Origin of the sequence: Acetobacter pasteurianus, from assembly GCF_009914215.2 — a bacterium.
Classification (GTDB): Bacteria; Pseudomonadota; Alphaproteobacteria; order Acetobacterales; family Acetobacteraceae; genus Acetobacter; species Acetobacter pasteurianus.
The window spans coordinates 1-18,092 of the sequence record NZ_CP039845.2 but is presented as its reverse complement, the minus strand read 5'-3'; the positions used below and the strand labels follow the sequence as shown (position 1 = coordinate 18,092).

General features: G+C 44.7%; 14 protein-coding genes and 1 tRNA gene. 9 read left to right on the top strand and 6 right to left on the bottom strand.

Going from position 1 to position 18,092, the window contains the following annotated elements; genetic code table 11:
* Window position 1 precedes the first annotated feature (1 nt).
* On the top strand, window positions 2–2,317 hold the full coding sequence (gene mdoH / locus FCN51_RS00075) for a glucans biosynthesis glucosyltransferase MdoH (protein ID WP_160255957.1): 2,316 nt from the start codon (window positions 2–4) through the stop codon (window positions 2,315–2,317).
* Window positions 2,318–2,409: 92 nt separating this feature from the next.
* Window positions 2,410–2,499, top strand: a tRNA-Ser gene (locus tag FCN51_RS00070).
* Between the two features lie 6 nt (window positions 2,500–2,505).
* On the opposite strand, the gene FCN51_RS00065 is transcribed toward FCN51_RS00070, so the two are convergent.
* Window positions 2,506–3,177 (bottom strand): RusA family crossover junction endodeoxyribonuclease, encoded by a 672-nt coding sequence (locus tag FCN51_RS00065; protein ID WP_160255956.1) that lies wholly within the window; start codon window positions 3,175–3,177, stop codon window positions 2,506–2,508.
* Window positions 3,178–3,429: 252 nt separating this feature from the next.
* On the opposite strand from FCN51_RS00065, the gene FCN51_RS00060 reads away from it, so the two are divergent.
* The 5 genes from FCN51_RS00060 (at window position 3,430) to FCN51_RS00040 (ending at window position 9,734) form a co-directional block, all read left to right on the top strand.
* Window positions 3,430–4,143 (top strand): exonuclease domain-containing protein, encoded by a 714-nt coding sequence (locus tag FCN51_RS00060; protein WP_124296553.1) that lies wholly within the window; start codon window positions 3,430–3,432, stop codon window positions 4,141–4,143.
* Between the two features lie 427 nt (window positions 4,144–4,570).
* Window positions 4,571–5,452, top strand: coding sequence for a thermonuclease family protein (locus FCN51_RS00055; protein WP_160255955.1), 882 nt, complete (start codon window positions 4,571–4,573; stop codon window positions 5,450–5,452).
* 282 nt (window positions 5,453–5,734) lie between these two features.
* Complete coding sequence (locus FCN51_RS00050) at window positions 5,735–6,856, top strand: replication initiation protein (RefSeq protein ID WP_124297888.1); 1,122 nt, start codon at window positions 5,735–5,737, stop codon at window positions 6,854–6,856.
* Window positions 6,849–8,057 (top strand): hypothetical protein, encoded by a 1,209-nt coding sequence (locus FCN51_RS00045; RefSeq protein WP_310254971.1) that lies wholly within the window; start codon window positions 6,849–6,851, stop codon window positions 8,055–8,057. Before FCN51_RS00050 ends, FCN51_RS00045 begins: the two co-directional genes overlap by 8 nt.
* Window positions 8,058–8,198: 141 nt before the next feature.
* Window positions 8,199–9,734, top strand: a complete 1,536-nt coding sequence (locus FCN51_RS00040) for an AAA family ATPase (RefSeq protein WP_160255953.1) — start codon at window positions 8,199–8,201, stop codon at window positions 9,732–9,734.
* A gap of 892 nt (window positions 9,735–10,626) precedes the next feature.
* Here FCN51_RS00040 and FCN51_RS00035 read toward each other — a convergent pair.
* A complete protein-coding gene (locus FCN51_RS00035) occupies window positions 10,627–10,920 on the bottom strand; it encodes a hypothetical protein (RefSeq protein WP_309402391.1) in 294 nt (97 codons plus the stop codon).
* 369 nt (window positions 10,921–11,289) lie between these two features.
* Here FCN51_RS00035 and FCN51_RS00030 point away from each other — a divergent pair, with 369 nt between their 5' ends.
* On the top strand, window positions 11,290–14,682 hold the full coding sequence (locus FCN51_RS00030) for a DEAD/DEAH box helicase (protein ID WP_160255951.1): 3,393 nt from the start codon (window positions 11,290–11,292) through the stop codon (window positions 14,680–14,682).
* Between the two features lie 185 nt (window positions 14,683–14,867).
* Entirely contained in the window at window positions 14,868–15,482 is a 615-nt protein-coding gene (locus tag FCN51_RS00025) for a hypothetical protein (RefSeq protein WP_124297910.1), read from the top strand.
* A gap of 52 nt (window positions 15,483–15,534) precedes the next feature.
* On the opposite strand, the gene FCN51_RS00020 is transcribed toward FCN51_RS00025, so the two are convergent.
* The 4 genes from FCN51_RS00020 to FCN51_RS00005 are packed head-to-tail and all read right to left on the bottom strand — an operon-like array spanning window position 15,535 to window position 17,970.
* Entirely contained in the window at window positions 15,535–15,777 is a 243-nt protein-coding gene (locus FCN51_RS00020) for a hypothetical protein (protein WP_124296545.1), read from the bottom strand.
* A gap of 16 nt (window positions 15,778–15,793) precedes the next feature.
* The gene (locus FCN51_RS00015; RefSeq protein WP_160255950.1) at window positions 15,794–16,420 is read right to left on the bottom strand and encodes a hypothetical protein; all 627 of its coding nucleotides are present in this window, start codon (window positions 16,418–16,420) and stop codon (window positions 15,794–15,796) included.
* Window positions 16,421–16,480: 60 nt separating this feature from the next.
* Complete coding sequence (locus tag FCN51_RS00010) at window positions 16,481–17,191, bottom strand: hypothetical protein (RefSeq protein WP_160255949.1); 711 nt, start codon at window positions 17,189–17,191, stop codon at window positions 16,481–16,483.
* Window positions 17,188–17,970, bottom strand: a complete 783-nt coding sequence (locus tag FCN51_RS00005) for a ParA family protein (protein WP_236661153.1) — start codon at window positions 17,968–17,970, stop codon at window positions 17,188–17,190. The genes FCN51_RS00010 and FCN51_RS00005 overlap by 4 nt, the downstream gene beginning before the upstream one ends.
* Between the last annotated feature and the right edge of the window lie 122 nt (window positions 17,971–18,092).

Here is an 18,092-nt window from a genome sequence, read left to right as displayed (position 1 = left end):
TATGGATGCATCTAAGCCTGATCATTTAGACGCATACCCTTATCTAGCTCTGTCCGGGCTTAGCCCGGCAGAAGCACACAAGGAGCAGGAACGCATCCAGAGTTGGGAGGATCTCTCTGAATGGCTGGACAATAACACCCCGCCAGATAATACCCCTCCTCCAGACAGGACACCGATTGGTACGCCTATCATGGAAACATCCTGGAAAGCGGCCCTTCGGCGCCGCTTTTTTGATTTACAGGCTCAGGGAGACAAGCATGTAGGCGAGGATCCTGTCTGGCCTAAAGTCGTGGAACGTAGACGTCGTGTGACCACTTTGGTCTCATTGGCATTGACGGCGCTTATGACGGCGCTGTCTTCTATGATGATATCCGTACAGACTTCATCCACCCTCCTTGTGGACATTCTAATCACTCTCATGGCGATCATGAATTTCTTCATGATCAATGTTTTTGCCAAATTGATGATCGGCACGTGGCACGCTATTCGCGGGGCGAAAGGAAACCCTTGGCACCCAGCTCACACGGCCTGTAACCCACGCTCAGACGCCAAGGTCGCGATCCTATTCCCAGTATATCATGAAGATCCACATCGCGTTGTGGGCGGGATGATCGCGGTTGCAACATCCTTGTTAGACAATGTGGAGGCGGCGGGGGCTCATTACGAATTCTTCCTACTCTCGGACAGTCGCAAACCATCATACCGAATTGCTGAATTAGCTGCACTAGAACAAGCACGACAGGCCTGTCCGCAAATTAAGTTCCATTACAGATGGCGGACCACCAATGAAAATGCCAAGCTTGGCAACGTAACTGATTTCTGTCGCCGCTGGGGCAAAATATACGACTACATGCTCGTTATGGATGCTGACAGCATTATGAACGGGAAGACCATCCATACCCTTCTCCGCATGATGGAAGGCAATCACCGGCTAGGGATTCTTCAGACAAATCCTACACCTGTGATGAGAGAAAGCCTCTTTGGGCGGATGCAGCAGTTCGCTGGCGGAAGGTACGGATCCGCCTTCTCATATGCACTTCAGGCCATGCATATGGGACACGCAAGCTATATTGGGCACAACGCAATGATCCGTACTCAGGCGTTTATGGAAAACTGCCTGCTCCCAGATCTGCCCGGCAAAAAACCTTGGGGCGGTAAGCCTTTAAGTCATGATATTATTGAGGCTGCGCTCATGGCTAGAGCCGGATATGAAGTGTGGTTTCTGCCAGATATCGGGGGAAGTTACGAAGAAATACCGGCCAACATTATCGGCTTCATGGCAAGAGAACGGAGGTGGATGCAAGGGAACCTCCAGCACACGAGATTTCTGTTCATCGATGGATTAAAAAAGATCCACCGTGAAAATTTTGTAACTGGCTTTATGGGTTACTTATCTGCACCAATCTGGGGAATATTCTTGCTTATCTCCGCACCAACGATGGTGAGCTTTATTCAATCAGGGAAATTTAGCAACGAAGATATTGGCAAGATTGAAGTTCCCTCAATTATTATGCTCATAGCCTCAATAGTGTTTATGTTCGCCCCCCGCATATTGGCGCTCATTCTTTGTATCAAGCAAAAGAAAACGGCATCGTGCGGGGGAACAGTCAAATTAATTACAAGCATGGCACTTGAAACCATCTTCACTTTCTTCTTCGCCCCTCTGATGATGGCTTTCATTTCAAAGTTCGTCTGGCTTTGGGCAAAACGGAAAAGCATCTCATGGGGCACACAGCAGCGCGATGATGAAGCACTGTCTTGGTCGACCTGCATCAAATGCTTTAGCTGGACAACTGCCATTGGTATCGTGTGCACAATCGCCCTCTATGCGGAGATACAGAAGGTGCCCGCACAATCGGCCGCCCTGCTCTCAATGGCATCAGGACATCTTTTGGAGCCTATGAGCCTCTTCTTATGGTTCTTCCCAATCCTGGGCGGTCTATCGGGCAGCATTATTATTGCCAGGTTTACAAGCAGAACATTCCCCATCTTAAAGAAGATGAAGATATTCAGCATACCTGAAGAAATTGATCCGCCAGAAGAAATAAAAAACACACTAATATGGACAAAAGAACTGCAACTGCGCGTTCCAGATCCAGAAAATGAAGTTGAGTGCTTCCTTTACGCGCTAAAGGATAAATCCTTTTATCTAGCACAACGTGCGCGTTGCAGGATTAAAACTCACATATCAGCAAAGATTAAACAAAAACTATCAAAAGGCGAAAAATTAAGCCTTAAAGAGTTTATGTTCGCTTTAAATGAAAAGGCTTGTCTCGATTTACTTCATCAGTCTCATTGCGAAAAGCATAACGCCTGATAAGACAAAATAAGACAAATTTTTATAGCAGAAAGTGGTCTTAAATAACTTGACCACTTTCTATCTTTGAAATATCCCTACTTTATCAAGACGGAAGGGTGTCCGAGTGGTTTAAGGAACTGGTCTTGAAAACCAGCGTGCGGGGAACCGTACCGTGGGTTCGAATCCCACCCCTTCCGCCAAACACATCATAAAAAACCTATACTTTTCCTCATATTATCAACATCACATTTTAATGCTGGCCTGATAAGCATTTCTACTCCTGGCCTTTCTGAGCAAACTTTCGCATGTATTTCCGCTACAATAAGTTTGTCATCACTAAAAACAACTTTATTCATGCCGTCATAAAGAGCCTTTTCAAGGTTATCCAAATCTCCATCTCTTATAGAGGTAGGCCACTCGTCATTTTGACCAGGGATGTAAAAGATTGTCCCCTTAAAAAGGGGCACATCATAAGGCTTAATACCAGCCTCTAGCATCGCTCCATAGGTTAAATTATGGATCATCTTTTCGTATTCGCGAGTAGCTGTAGGAGTGATGCTTTTCATTTTCATGATAGGCCCACCAGAACCTTCTCCATCGACATTCACCCAGGCGTTCGCTTCCTGCTTCATGAATGTCCTAGCTCTAGCTTTAGGCTTCGGGATTAAAGGCAAAAATGCTTTAACGAACGGTAATTTTGTTTTGCTTTCAGTTAAAACCGGATGTCTACTTCTTTTGTGCTTTTTTAAAGAGGCCGACTTGGTGGCAACATTATCACTCTGTACGGATGCATGAAGTGTTGTGGCAGATGCAGAACGCTGAGTCTTCTGCGCATTAGAGAGATATCTCTCTAAATCTGCTTCTGTCCATCTAACCATTTAATAAACCTTGTTGGATCTGATTATTGTTAAGGCCATATTTGATATATAAAAATACCATAGGCCTTGATGACAGGTCTACGGTATAAATCCAACGCATAGCTATGATAAAAAAAATGAAGGTTGCCATAAAAATGACATCAGGGTATTCCCCACCCTTCGCAAGCCTGAGACACAATGATAAAGACCAAAATTAATCAAAAGTATCACCAGCCGAGTTAAGTCTATTTTTTTAATTTTCAGTGGATAAAAATGACGAACATTTCTGAAAATCGGAATACAGGGCGGGAAGTTGTCCTAGATACAGAAACCACTGGCTTAAAAATAGAAGACCGTGTCATTGAGCTTGGAATGATTGAACTTCAGGATAAAATACCTACGGGAAGAACATATCATATGTTTTTTAATCCTGAGGGGACGCCGGTTCATCCTGATGCTCTGGCAGTTCATGGAATTACAAATCAGTTTCTTGAGGATAAGCCTACATTCGGATCCCAGATTAGTGCGATTTTCGCATTTCTTCAGAATGACCCTATTGTAGCGCATAATGCCTCATTCGACATTAGGATGATAAACAACGAGATTAAAAGATGCAGCTCCGGGCAAAAATTATTACCCAACGAAGTTATTGATACGCTCAAAATCGCTCGTGAAAAATTCCCTAATGCCGACAATAGTCTCAACGGGCTTTGTCGAAGGTTTAAAATTAATCTCGATCGTAGGAATAGCGAGGGCCACGGAGCACTATTGGACTGTGAACTATTGGCAGAATGCTATGAGGAACTCACCATAGGCCGAAACCGCCGTATCATGTTTGATGTGCCCCTTGAAAGGGGGAATGAATATGATCATGTTACAGAAATAATCGCGCCAAAATTAAAGAAGGATAGAGGAATTGGAAGACCAAATACCCAGGAGTTAAAAAGGTGGCAAGAATTCAATAGGACGTGCGGTTTTTCTAATTAGCAAGTCTAAACGATAGATAATTCAATCAACGAGGCAAAACAGTGTTCACAAACTTCCCATCGCACATCAAGGTAAACCCAGCCCATCAATTAGATGATAGTGCCAATTGCGATGACAACACGGCCACAATACAGCAAAGTGCGTCTTCTCGCACTCTCAGCCATAGCCATGAATTGATCAGTTATCTCTCAAAAAGACTTTCTAGTTTAAGATTGGCAGGTCACGTCCTGTGCAGTTCTGATTTATAATTCTCCATGCAATAATCTTTATAGTTCGAAATATTTATTTTCGATTGGCTTGCTGGCATTCTAATCGCTACGCTTTTTAAGATCACGATGGTCGATCGAAAGCGTAGCGAAGCATGTATACTAATAAACGTATTATATCCCTACTCTGCACATCTATTTCGAGTATATGGATTGCGCTTTTGCCAATCCCTGTTCATGCGCAGTTTATGACACCATACTCAGCGTCATCCATCCAGGGATCAACGCTGCAGGATGCCAGCAGGATTAACGCTTACGGCACGTTACCTTCAACCAGTGGTTTCGGTTATGCCAATCAGTCTGGGATGGCCTATGGGCCACAAACTTCCTCCCAAAATCAACAAGTCAACCAGCACGGGGCCGAGAATTCAGACCCTGAGAATGGGCTATCCCCGGAAGAACGAAAGTTGCTTGGATTATCCGAAGCAAGTGACGATCAAGGGAAAGATCCTTGTAAAGACTCCAAAACAGGAAACGAAGTACAATCACCTGAAGATCGAACTAATGAAGCTAAAGATATGACGTATGGAGGGGGTGATCAAAAAAAGGACAAATCGGATATTGAAAAAAAATGTATAAAGAAGCAGAGCCCCAGCAATAACAAATCCAAAACCGCTTCCGCAACCAACAAAAACTCCTCAGCCAGTATTTCCATAGGGAGCGTGATTACTGGACATCCAAAAGTAATATCTGGTGATGTTATCTCGATTTCAGGGCACAACATCCATCTTGCTGGAATTTCGTCCCCTCCCCTATCAGAAATATGTCGGTCAGGAGCCACCACATGGAGATGTGGCGAAGACGCCCTATCAACCCTTGCTGACGCTTTAGGGAATGCCTCTGTTACATGCCGCATTTCAGCCTTGCCTTCAGACGTAACTGGAAAGAGCAATGCAGAGGGAGTGTGTTCCGGTTCAGATGGGATTAAAGATCTATCAACTTATCAGGTCTCTCAAGGAAATGCCTTGGCTATCAGTCCTCACTTAAAAGGGGCAATGTTTTTAGCCAAATCCAACCGTCTTGGTATATGGGTAACGCAATAGGATCGCTTCTAACTTACCTTTAGAAAGCCTTTCCCCCTTCACTTTCTAAATAACTTGCGCCGGAACCAATCCTTTCTGCCTTCGCCACTCTCTGGAGTGATATAAGTTTTGGACTACATATCGCGCTAAACTTGACTACATAAAAATAAGGCCTTTGGACTTTTAATGTTGTAATTTTCCATTTTGGCCTTGTCAAAGCCTCGGCCATATAAGATAGACCATTAAACCTTGTTAGTTGGTTATACATGGCAAGGTTAAATTGTATTTTTTGTAGGACTTATAATGGCCGGACGGAGATCTCAACCAAAATCATCTCCCATTTCATCTTCAGTGGATGGTGGACGGTTATTAAAGTCTGCTCACGTAATCATGGCCAAAGAGCGCGGCTCTTTAGAATTGCTAGATAGAAAAATCTTCAATTTCCTATTGAGCAGAACTATCAGCCGAAATCAGGATCCGTCAGACAATATCCATTCTGTGTTTGTATCTGACATTCTTAAATTTATTGGCCACACCTCTACTGACAGACTGAACCAGTCTATGGCCAGATTAGCGTCAGTAAATATTCTAATTGATTACGTTGATAACCGCGGATCGAAGCACTCCGTACTCTCTCACTATCTTTCATACGATCTCGAACATAGCGAAACAGGGCAAATCTCATTTGCGTTCGACAAGATCCTTATGCGATTTTTAGCCAACCCTAAGGTCTTTGCGATTCTGGATCTTGCTACTGTTAGAGGATTTAGAAGTGACTATGCAGCTCGATTGTATGAAATTATGGCTCTGCAGTTCGGCAAACGTCATCCAGAGTGGACTGCGACTATTGACGAATTTCGGGAGATAATGGCTGTAGGCCAAAACTACCCCCGTTATAATAATTTAAGGGCCAGAGTAATCGATCCTGCTGTGAACGAGGTAAATGCCGCGGCACCATTTAGCGTTATTATGACGGAAAAGAGGGGTGGTCGGGGCGGCAAGGTTATTGGTCTGACATTCCGCGCGGGGGCCAAAAACGCCGTTTCACTTAGCACTGTTGGTGATGTAGCCCGGCATGGCATAATGGCTAAACGGCGTAAAAATCCAGAACGTGATCCATTAACAATCGACCTTCTTTCGCGCAAAACTGACGCTGAAAAAGGGCCTTTTGATTTATCTGAGGAAACCATACGAAGATCTCTTGAAGACTACAATATTCCAGAAATTTCTGCTCCGTACGAAGAATGGAAGAGAAGCTACGACAATAGGCAGCCTCCCATTGATCCTGATTGGGCCTTCTTAACCTGGCTAGATGTCTACACCGAAAGGAACGGTGCCCAGAAGGACGATATCTTGGCGCAGGGGGATCCAGACATAATTAGCAATATTCTCGAAACTATCGGCTGCACTGATGAAGATGACTGACGACCTGAATGACACGTCTATCGCTCTCAAACGCGGTAGAGCTGCTGATTACGTACGTCAGACATTGCGTGAAATCCACATTAGCAAGCCTATGCTTGATCTCATCGACAGAATGGCTACCGCCCCTGGTCTTCCTAAAGAGATAGATGGTGCATGGCTTCGAAAAAAATGGCAATCAGAAGTCCTTTGCGTAAACAATGGGATTATCAATCTCCAGGGATTAAGCCCCGATATTGCGTTCCAGAATTGGTCTATAGACAAACTCGACAATCCACGTGGGCTACTTAGAAAATCAATTCAGAAAGCCTCACAAGAAATTCGTCATGATCACGTATCTTATTTCCAGTTCGGCCGATGGGATCAGGAAAATGCATGCGCAGAACGTATGCGTGGAAGTGAAGATGACGAAATAAGCCTCATGGCTGCGTTATGGCTTCGTCAATCTTTGCGAGAGCAATCAAAATTTCTGACCGAAATGCTTATCTTGTACTCAGGGAGGATCAGCCGGAATGGCTTGGAAAAGCAAACTCCAGATTGGTTAAAATACTCTCCTGACGAAATCCGCTGTTGGACGACCATACCTCCGACTTGCCAACCTCTATGGCTTGATCATGCCAAAACACTCTTTGGAGAAGTGTTGAAAAATTTACCGCGCAAGACAATCGAGAGAGGCGCAAATAAAAGTAGATTAGATAGAATAGATGAGGTCAGGACACTGCGTTTGAGATTACAGTCAGAACGTGTGGCCAATATGGATTTCTACAGCATGCCTGGCCCATTGGAAAAGGCCGCAAAATTAAACATTACTGCCAATGAGTTCCTACTGGCCCAGAAAATCATGTGTGATGATATATTGGATGGGAAATGCGATATTTCCATTCACCGAGACCAACCTGTGTGGATGATCTTCGCAAAATATCTTTCACAGGCTAAAGGAAAAATTGCACTCCCTGATTTCTCAGAAGTGGAAACGCGAATACACAATATATTTAACCTTGATATTGAGGAATTTATATCAGGTCTACCTCCGCTCTCTAAAGGCCTTTTTTTGCAAGGCTCTGATATCCTTACAGAGATCAAAGAATGGAGTCTTTATTTGACTTCAATTTTTCAGGTTCAGTCCGAATGGCATAACATCCCTTCGGCCCCAGATTTGGGTTTTGTCTTATGGCTCGCAAAAAAGAGATGGCCTGAAATGTGAGTTATGAGCTCACACGAAGCCCATAGTCACGACATAAAAATATAAGGATTTTAGACTGGCCAGCAAGTTGTTGATGACAACAATAATTCCACAATGTTATGATTATCTCATAGAATAATTTATATAGAGAGACTACCGATTATGGACAATTCGCCCATTCACTCTTCATCAGTTCAACTCCCCTTTTGGCTTTTATCGCCTAATCTCCAAAGTGGAGAAATTATGGCACGTCAATGTCTGAACATTATTGGCCAGGGTCACTCAATTTCTCCAACCCGTGAATCTGCCTGGAAAGTATATCTCGCTCTTACAAAGTCAAACCCTGACGCAGCCAATTGGTCAGACACGAATACTACCGCATGGTTGTTTGTAGCCGCGATAAAGGGGCAACCTGAAGCTATTACGAAGATCTCCAACTTTATCTCTGGTATGACAGAGGAAGATGTAAAGAGCTATCTTCATGCGAACCCGACTCTTTATCCCCTGCTAGGCGCCTCTATCCAAAGAGGAGAATGGAAGAAACTCAAGGCAGGGATTATCAGCAACTGGGAAACCTACCTTTCCGATACCACCGAAATGCTGAATGAAGATAGAGGATGGGAAGGAGACGCTGAATCAGGCCCTTCTGTTTCATGGGCCACAGGCAATGGCTATGACAAGGAAGTAATTAACTCTCTTGTATCTGTAGCAAAAGAAGATCCCCTCCTACAAGAAAACCTATGCGATGTTAACAAGTCACCTGCTCTTGTTGTCGTGGCAGATTTTCCGGCTCTTACGCCCCAGGCGCAGGAGGTTAAGGATCAATTTTCAAATCTAATCGGCCGGCGGCTTCCTTTTGCGGCGGATATTCCATCATTGGCTAAATTCAAGGATAATTTCCTAAGAAAGTTCCCCTGGGCACAGAATGTATGTAAGGCAGTCATGAGGCATTTGGCATTCAAGACCCGTACATCTTCTATGAGTGCATCCATTCCCGCTCTTCCTCGCCTTCTCCTCGTTGGGCCTTCCGGGGCGGGTAAAACAGCTATGTTAGAATACATTTGTGAATTGGTTTCTGTGCCAACCACTACAATTTCAGCGGGCGGGGCAAGCGATGATCGTGGGTTATCAGGAGTAGCACAAAAATGGTCATCTCGCGCACCATGTATTCCATTAGGAGCAATGTCCAATTACGGATGTTGTGACCCGGCGATCATCATCAACGAACTCGAAAAAAGCGGCAACATCAACCTCCGTAACGGAAGTGTGCAGGCATCTCTGCTAGATATGCTTCAGCCTCCATCTACCGGCTATCTGGATGCCTGTCTAAATGCGCCCATCGTCCTAGACGGTGTATCCTTTCTGGCCTCTGCAAACTCCCTACATGGCTTAGATCCGGCCATTCTCAGCCGCTTCGAAGTTATTCATGTTGCGCGACCTGACGCATCAATTGATAATTTCTGGGCTCTACTCAATGGAGTGGCTCTCCAGTATGAGGACTCCTTTTCCTCAACTGAGACCCTCACTCCGATTTTGCCAGATCAATCAGTTATTAACATATTTCGTGAATGGGTGAGTTCAAAATGTGATATCCGCGCTCTCCAGCGTGCTTATCAACTCGAACTGTCTGATCAGATTCTTCTAATGGACTCTTTAGACACAGAGGCAACTGAGGAAAAGGTTGTTTATCGCAACTGAAATCCATCATAACCTTCCCCAATCTAAAATAGAGGGGAAGGTTATTAAAGTGGGAGAGAGGATCCAAATGCTTAAATCTATTGCGCACTCTCACTGTGAGACATGTGGCGACCTTACTACCTTTCCACATGATCATCAGAATGATTTAACGGGACTTGATGACGGCCCTTTGATTTTCCCGCCACGCAACAAACCAACTCGAAAAACTGCCACGGAATTGAGAGCTATCAGGAAAAAGGCATGGGCAACCCGACGAACTAAATATGGATCATGTGGTCATAGATGATCCATATTCATCTATTTCTATTAATTTAACCCTCTACTCATTTGGGAATGATCACCGCCTTCATTATTTTGAGCGAAACTCCATCTCTCAATGCAAGGAAATGTTAATTTAGTCTCCCGTACATACTTGATCTACACAAGTTCTGCTTGGCATTGACTGCGGGTATCCATAACCAGGCCCGGAAATCAATCCATCCATAATCATGCCGCCCCATGGGGCAAAATCTTGCTGGCGCCACCCACCATATCCTCCGCCATTAGGATATTGTGATACCCCCCATGATGGAGATCCCCATGGTTGTCCGTCATCTCTTGAACGGTAGCCACCACTCTGCCACCCGTCTCCTGGTGATGGAGGGGGTGCTTCTGGCGGAGGAACCTGAGTTAGCTCACTTGTAGGAGGGCGAAACGGCTGAGGTGGTCCATCCATATACTCACTTCCACCATATGCCCCTTGAGCAAAAGAAATCGATGTAGATGTTAGAAGGACACTGAGCGACAAAATGAAGCCAAAAACTAGGTTTCGTCTCGGTTCCTTCACTGGGAATTTAGTCATCACAAACCCCTTACCGATGCCGGCCAGCCCCCAACAGAAGCAATTCCGATTTCATATTCCATCACGCAGACCTATTTTCCAGACTGGCTCACCAGCATTAGAAACGTGAATGCTGACATCATAGCCTTGGAAGGATTTCTCTGGCTGCCGATTATAGACGCTCAAAACGGATGCCACCATCATCACAAAGGTAATCATCGCACACCCTGTAGCAACGAGAAAATACGCCACACCTTGTTCAGTATCGCGTCCCTCATTCATACAAATACGCAAATTCCGCTTATAATAAACTACAAAAACCAATGTAACAAAAAACGCACATACTTTCCCTAGACAATCTAACATTACCCTTCCTCTTTATGCTTCTACTTCAACCAGTGTTTCGTGTTTCAAGAATATCCATCTAGATGAAACCACGAACTCCTTCCAAAGCCATGCCATTACAAAGTCTATCGGGAGATTAAACTTCGATAAAAATGGCCTTACCCAACCAATTAACAACATTAGCATTTATTAAATTATGAAATGATAAGGCTTATTTAAATTCCAAAGCCTAAAATCCATATGACTGCAGCCAAATCTTGCTCTACGTCGCATTTCATAAGGCCAAATTATCCCTATCCAATTTGGAAAAACCAGCAATATTATGATATATTTTCGCTCTTATTCAGATTTAGATTGAAGGCCTCTCTTTTCGAGCAGGAGAGGGAAATCATGACCAATTCATCAGGCCCCGATATTTCGGAAACCACTCAGGGCGATCCTCTGGATACCGGAACTTCATCTAAGGCAGAAGCACTCAAGGCCCTCCGTTCATGGATCGCAGTCGAAATATTGTCACCTGATGTCCATAATGACGGTAAGTGGCATGACCTAGCGACTAATTATGGTGGCAAACTATGCACCACTTCTCTTGAAAATAGCCACCTTCAAGAGACGCCAGTTCCCCTTGCTTCGGATACAACACCATGGCCATCCGAAATGTCGGAACAAATATTTCTTTCTTCCCCATCCAAAGGAAGAAAGAAGTCTCAATCTCAATCTAATGGGTCAATAGATCTATTCTCCTACGATGAAAGCAAAGGCAAAACGAGTGATATTGTTGAGCATGAGGCCCAGCAGGCACAACCATCACATAACGGCCAAAGGCAGAAGCGCAATTGGTATCATATTGTACTCGGCGCCTTACCAGCAGGACAATCTATTAAAGCTCTGAATGAAAGCTTTAATGAGTCAGAAGATACACTTCCTTCTGAACGATTGCAGCCGACTTCAGGAAAAATAATCGCCGCTACGATAATTTTGAATGAGTGGGGCCTATATGTACCTGACACCTTAGCTATTGCCAGTTTTGCTTGGGGACTGGGTAATATGCTGTCGACAGGAGATGCATCACTTCTTCCTGATTGGCGTGCAAAACAAACTTTCATCAACAGCGAAATTGAAGACATTCTAACTCAAATTGAGACTGGAGAACCGCCTCATCCACTCTCATGGTCAGACTTAATTGAAACCAGTTACATTCTCCGTGACAAACTGAAAATACCTAAGGAATTATGGCTTGGCGTACAATGTGCGATTGTTGTTGAACGTGAACGCCCACCACCTGGCGATCTATTATGCTCGCTCTACCTGAACGATCTTGAGACTGCTGCAGCAACACTTAATCGCGCTCCAACTGCATTTGCAGAATATATGGGGATTAAAAAACCCCGCGATCCTTGGAATGCGCTTAAAGACCGTTCGCGCATTTCTAATCTACTCTATCCTGGGATGTTTCCTCTTGCCAGATGGCCTGGGCCGGGCCTCCACCCACTCAACGTTCTACAGCAAGCCGCTGTTAACAACATCTGTTACAACCTATCCAGAGAGGGATTAGAGGCAGTCAATGGCCCACCCGGAACTGGCAAAACCTTCTTACTGCGGGATATTGTTGCCCACGTAATGCTCAGCCGAGCTGAACATCTGGCCATGATTAAAGATCCCAACATGGGCATCGGCCAGATAAATCTGCTCGATTTTGCGATAGTGGTTGCTAGTAGCAATAATGCTGCTGTTGAGAATGTCAGCCTCGAACTCCCGATCAGATCTAAATCCCTTGATGAATCAATATGGCTTGAACGTGGATTAGATCACTTTGGGAAGCTTGCTTCTTTTGTTCTCGACATCCCAGAAGAGAGTGATGAGGGGAATAAAGCATGGGGCGTGATTGCTGCCAAACTTGGCAATTCTCGAAATAGAAAAAACTTTTTCGAAAAATTCTGGTGGAATGAAAGTTGGGGCCTATCTAACTGGATGGCACGGGCAGCTAATCCAGATTCCATAAATTTGGTGGGTAAAAAGCCAGGAAAATTAGAAGAACATTACCCTCCCCCAAGACGCCCTGAAGCAATGGCGAGATGGCAGAAAGCCAGAGATGATTTCCAACAGGCTCTAGATCGCTGTCACAAGATCCGTGATGAACTTTCCGGTGTATGTGACACCAGAAGTATAAGGATGAAAGGTGAGATCAGCATCCCAGTTCTTACCGAACAAAACCGCCAATTCACACTAGATCTTGAATCAGCAAAAAGGGCTTGTGAGGCCGCTTCAATAGATGTTCAGATCAACATGAGTAGACTTGAGGCCGAAACTGCCAAATTGACAGCTTTGACATCCAATCGTGTATCTGAGGGCGAGAACACAAACGCACAAATCCAGCGCATTTCAAACAACATAGACCAACTACAGACTTCGCTTATTCGCTCCAGGAAGAGATATTTGTCATGCGCGACTGAGCGAGACAGGTTAATCGCCTCCATCAGGCACAATGACCGCGTTATTGCGACTGTGGGCAATGAAAAAGAACTGGAGACCAATCAAGAAGAACCACCACAATCTTCACTCGGCCCAAAGGAAGGCTTCTGGTCACTTCCACATGAGTTATTCCACGCTGGCAGCCCATGGAATGAAGGTGAATTCAAAGCTGCTAGGGATGATCTCTTTGTCGCCTCTGTTAATTTGCATCACGCTTTTGTTGTCGCTGGCGCAAGGAAAATTAGAAGCGCAATAAAATCTATAGCAACGAATCAGGCAGAGCCAAATGATTGGGGAATGTTCTTCCTCATAATACCGGTTGTTTCTACAACGTTTGCATCCATCGGAAAGACATTCAACAACCTTGGGCAAGGCTCTCTAGGTTGGGTGCTTATCGATGAAGGTGGTCAAGCAACTCCTCAAGCTGCTGTAGGCGCCATATGGAGATCTAAGAGGACGGTTGTCATCGGCGATCAGCAACAAATTGAACCCGTAGTAACAATCCCACCTAGAAGCACTGAGCTCATCTTCAGAGAGAACAAATCTGACCCTAAAAAGTGGGCCGCGCCTGAAATTTCCGCTCAGTCTTTGGCAGATAGAGCCAATGAAGCTCAAGGGCACTTCCCTACCGACAATCCTGATCTTCCACGTGTAACAGGCTTCCCTCTGCTAGTGCATAGAAGATGCGACAAGGTGATGTTCGATATCGCCAATCATCTGGCTTACGGAGGAGAGATGATACATGCGACCCAGCCTGGACCTTCGGCAATCAGAGATTTGCTTGGTCAAAGTTCATGGGTAAATATTTCAGCGCCTTCTCAAGATAAATGGGTTGAGATGGAAGGTCGTGCTGTGACCATTGCAATCTCAGGCATCTGCGAAAGACTAGAGCATATTCCTGATATCTATGTCATCTCACCATTCAGGCAGCCAATCAGGCATCTCAAACAAATGATCCGCCGAAATGCCGCCAATCAGGTCGGTTTCAAAGGCATAGATAGGCGTAAATTATCAAGGTGGGTTTCTTCGAATATCGGCACAATTCACACATTCCAAGGGAAGCAGGCAGAAGCTGTAATCTTACTTCTCGGAGCTGGAAGTGGAGCTAAATCGTCATCACGAATATGGGCTGGCAAAACCCCAAACATCTTAAATGTAGCTTCTACGAGGGCACAACGATGCCTTTATGTGGTAGGTAACAAAAGAGAATGGGAAAATGTAGGAAGCTTCAAGATAGCAGCCAAGTTTCTCCCCACTATTGATGCAAAATCCTGGCTCTCAAAAATCAAAGATGACCAAACAAATGTCTAACTCAGAATCAGAAATCTCGCATAACTTCCCGGCCGGGCCATGGAATGTTCTTGTAGTTTGTCGCAGGCTAGGCCCCCCGATAGTCGCTTTCGGAAGTCCATCTGGGGTAATATATACTCGAAAACTCAGTCATCCACACTTCAAGACAACCATCTTGAATGATATTTTTCAGAAAGAGCAAGGGAATGCCTGAGCCCAGAACGAACAACAACTTGATCATACACCGGCTGATACCACTGGAACCCTTTGGTACGCTTATCAGAGTGCGTGACTTCATTGTGGAAATGTCTGAAGGGAAATTTGGGCTGGGCGGAGGGGGAGGATGCTCCTGCGCCATCGGTGATAATATCGAGATAGACATGCAGCCACACACCTTCCAGAAGGCTGCTGAAGAGCTCCTAGATGAAAAGGCGCTCTCCTACCTAAGTTATGGCCGTGATATGTGCTGGTGGGCTTATGCGGTAGATATTGGAGGCAAGGCATTCTCCAATTTCGCTCAATCCTCTGGGAATGGAAGTATTGATGTACTTTCTGAGATCATGGAATTCGTGCTCTGCTCAGAAGGTGACACTAATATTAGCTTAAAGAAGATAGAGGAAACCCTTTCAGCCTTGGATGCTTCCTCCCAAGGTATCCGTAGTATCCAAGATGCTTCGCACGATGAGCGAATTGCTGTTGAGAAACTGCTCCGCTCGAAACTGCAAGAGGAAACGGGGCATTCCTCTCTTGTCGATGTGTCTCTCCTGACAGATTCCTCTGCCCACTATACGACCAGAATTTTCGACAAAAATTATCGTTAATAACTCTCCCCGTCCTTCAGGACGGGGTACATTCCTTTTGCTAAAACTCAGATTAAAATAACAACGTCCACCCATTTAATATTTGGGATACCCCTGGAACAACAGATACGGATTTATCCTTATCAGTCGAAGGTTTTAAATTCTTATCCGCCAAAAACAAACTTCCTGCTCCTCCAAGCCTGACCATTTGGCCCAACGATCCAGAAACTGAGGATGGGTACCCCTCCCCTTCAGGAAAGGCCAGATCACACCACTGCCCAGACATCTTTTCCATTTTCAGAAAATCAATATTCATATTAACAACCTAAAGCTTAATCATCTTGCCAATAGCCATCATCCCAATCATCCTCCGTATGCGAAGAGTGATCTTCAATAGGCCTTTCGCTTTCATTATTCGCTTTAATAGCAAGACATTCCTGAATAACCAAATCACAAAAAGCCTTACCAATTACCTTAAAATCATGTTCACATCTTTTGTGAACATAGTCCTTTTTTCCATCTAGCCTTGAGTATCGTAAATAGTCCTTATCTTCCTTTGCAGAATATCCACAAACAAGACATCCTCCTTCAGGAGCCCACCACAACCTATGCTGAAAAGCAGCGTGGACAGGATTTGCAGCATTCACAATTTCAGACCAAAAAGACCTTGCTGTATTAAAAACAGCCTCACAGACCGCCCTTACATGCGGTGTTGGCAATAATTTAATGTCACATCCCATCATGGGGCCAATAACTGAATAAGCCTTATATTCTTTGCCACTCATGAAAGTTATATCTTTTAGATCGTCTGATGCTTTAATAAACGCCTCATTAGGAGGTATACCCATAATAAAATAACGAGAAGCAATCTTTAATACCGCCTCTCTATCAAATGGAAAGACTTCATCCCATATTTTCTGAGAAATACGACTAGGCTTATTAGGCATCTGTGCCGTCATTATAAATACTTACGATTTACCCCCAAAGACTTTGGATAAGCCTTTGGGGTAATACTTCAATCAATCTTGCAGAAGTTCCCTTAAAAGTTTTTGCAGATCAGGGTTCCTGTGGACTACATCATGAAGCCTATCAAGTTCGGTTTTAGATGCACGGTTCACGCCAACTTTTGAAAGTTTCACAAAAGCAGACGCAAATTCAGCAAATGTATCTTTACCGGCAGGTGGAATAATATCTACCTGCTTACTCTCTTTACGAGATAAAGCTTTATCTTGGACACCCAGTTTTTCTAGGGTAGCCTTAATTGAACTTTCAGTAGCATCGGTGAAGTCAAAATCAGCCTGACGCAGTGCCTCTACAGAATGAGGCTCTAACTTAGAAAGCACACGTGCTGGACGTAACGCGCCCGGAACCTCAGAAGGTTTTAGCCGACCCTGCCTGACGCTCTTTGCCACTTCCATCGCGTCATAAAGTCTGGCGCGAGAAAGCGGCATATGGGGAGCAACCGAATTTTTGAAATCCGGGAAACGATCGCGCATATTCAAACACAACTCGCCAATCGAAATAATATTCTTGGTAGCTGCGTCATAAAGGATCTGAGCTGATTTGACCCCCTCCTCAATAGTGGGAGGATCCATATCAACAGCAGGCATCATACGATTTACATCGCGAACAGAACCAGGAACAGAAGGGAAATGTGTTGAACGCCCACGCTCAGATACCGTTGATGTTGCAGACCTTTTCTGCATTTTTCCAATTAGACCAGCCATCATGCCACCTTCTTTGACAGGATGTCTGGAGTTTTATTGCCGTTGAGGCCGACCTTACGCCTCAACCACAGCCACAGGGACACAAAATCAGGATCTTTTTCTCTAGCCAAATTCGACTCAGTCACTCCAAGGCCATATTGATCGGTGGAGCGGTAGACTTCCAAATCACGAATAATGATGGGGCAAACATCTCCACATTCAGCGAGCATATTGTTAGCCATATCACAGGATCTTGATTGACGCCGGACACCCATCAAAACGATTGAAGCTTTATCAGACTCATGAAGAGCATCTGCATACCATGCTTTCACCGCACGAGTATCTGTCGCCGATTGCCGGCATGGAACTAGAATAAAATTAGACCGAGAAGTCAGGCCAGGCAAAACAGAAGCGGCGTCACCGGTCTGAAAGCCAGAAGGAGTATCAACGACAATAACGTCAATTCCCTCAACATCCTTAATTTCCTGAAGTGCGGCAACCCCATCAATATAATTTGCAACTTCGACGGGGATTTCCTTCAGGTTAGTTTCTTCACCATCGGATTTCATATCTGCAATGGTTGTGTCACGAATATCTGACCATGCGCGCAGTGACATTTGCTCATCAAGATCCAACCCGACAGCCTGGAAACCATCGGCAGTAGCAGATGCCAAAAGGTTACGTGCTAAAGTGGTCTTGCCTGACCCGCCCTTGCCTGACGAAATGAGAATGACCACAGGATCACTCTTAGAGTGCATTTTCGCATTCATTTTTAGAACCAATCTTAGCCAGCCAGTTTTCACGCAAATCCCGCTTTCGCAGAATCCTTGCGATATTTAATAAACAAATCGAATTTGCTATGCAATCAAAAAATACTCATTTTTTGCGAAAACGGTTCTTCGTGTTCCCAATGAGAACACGAATT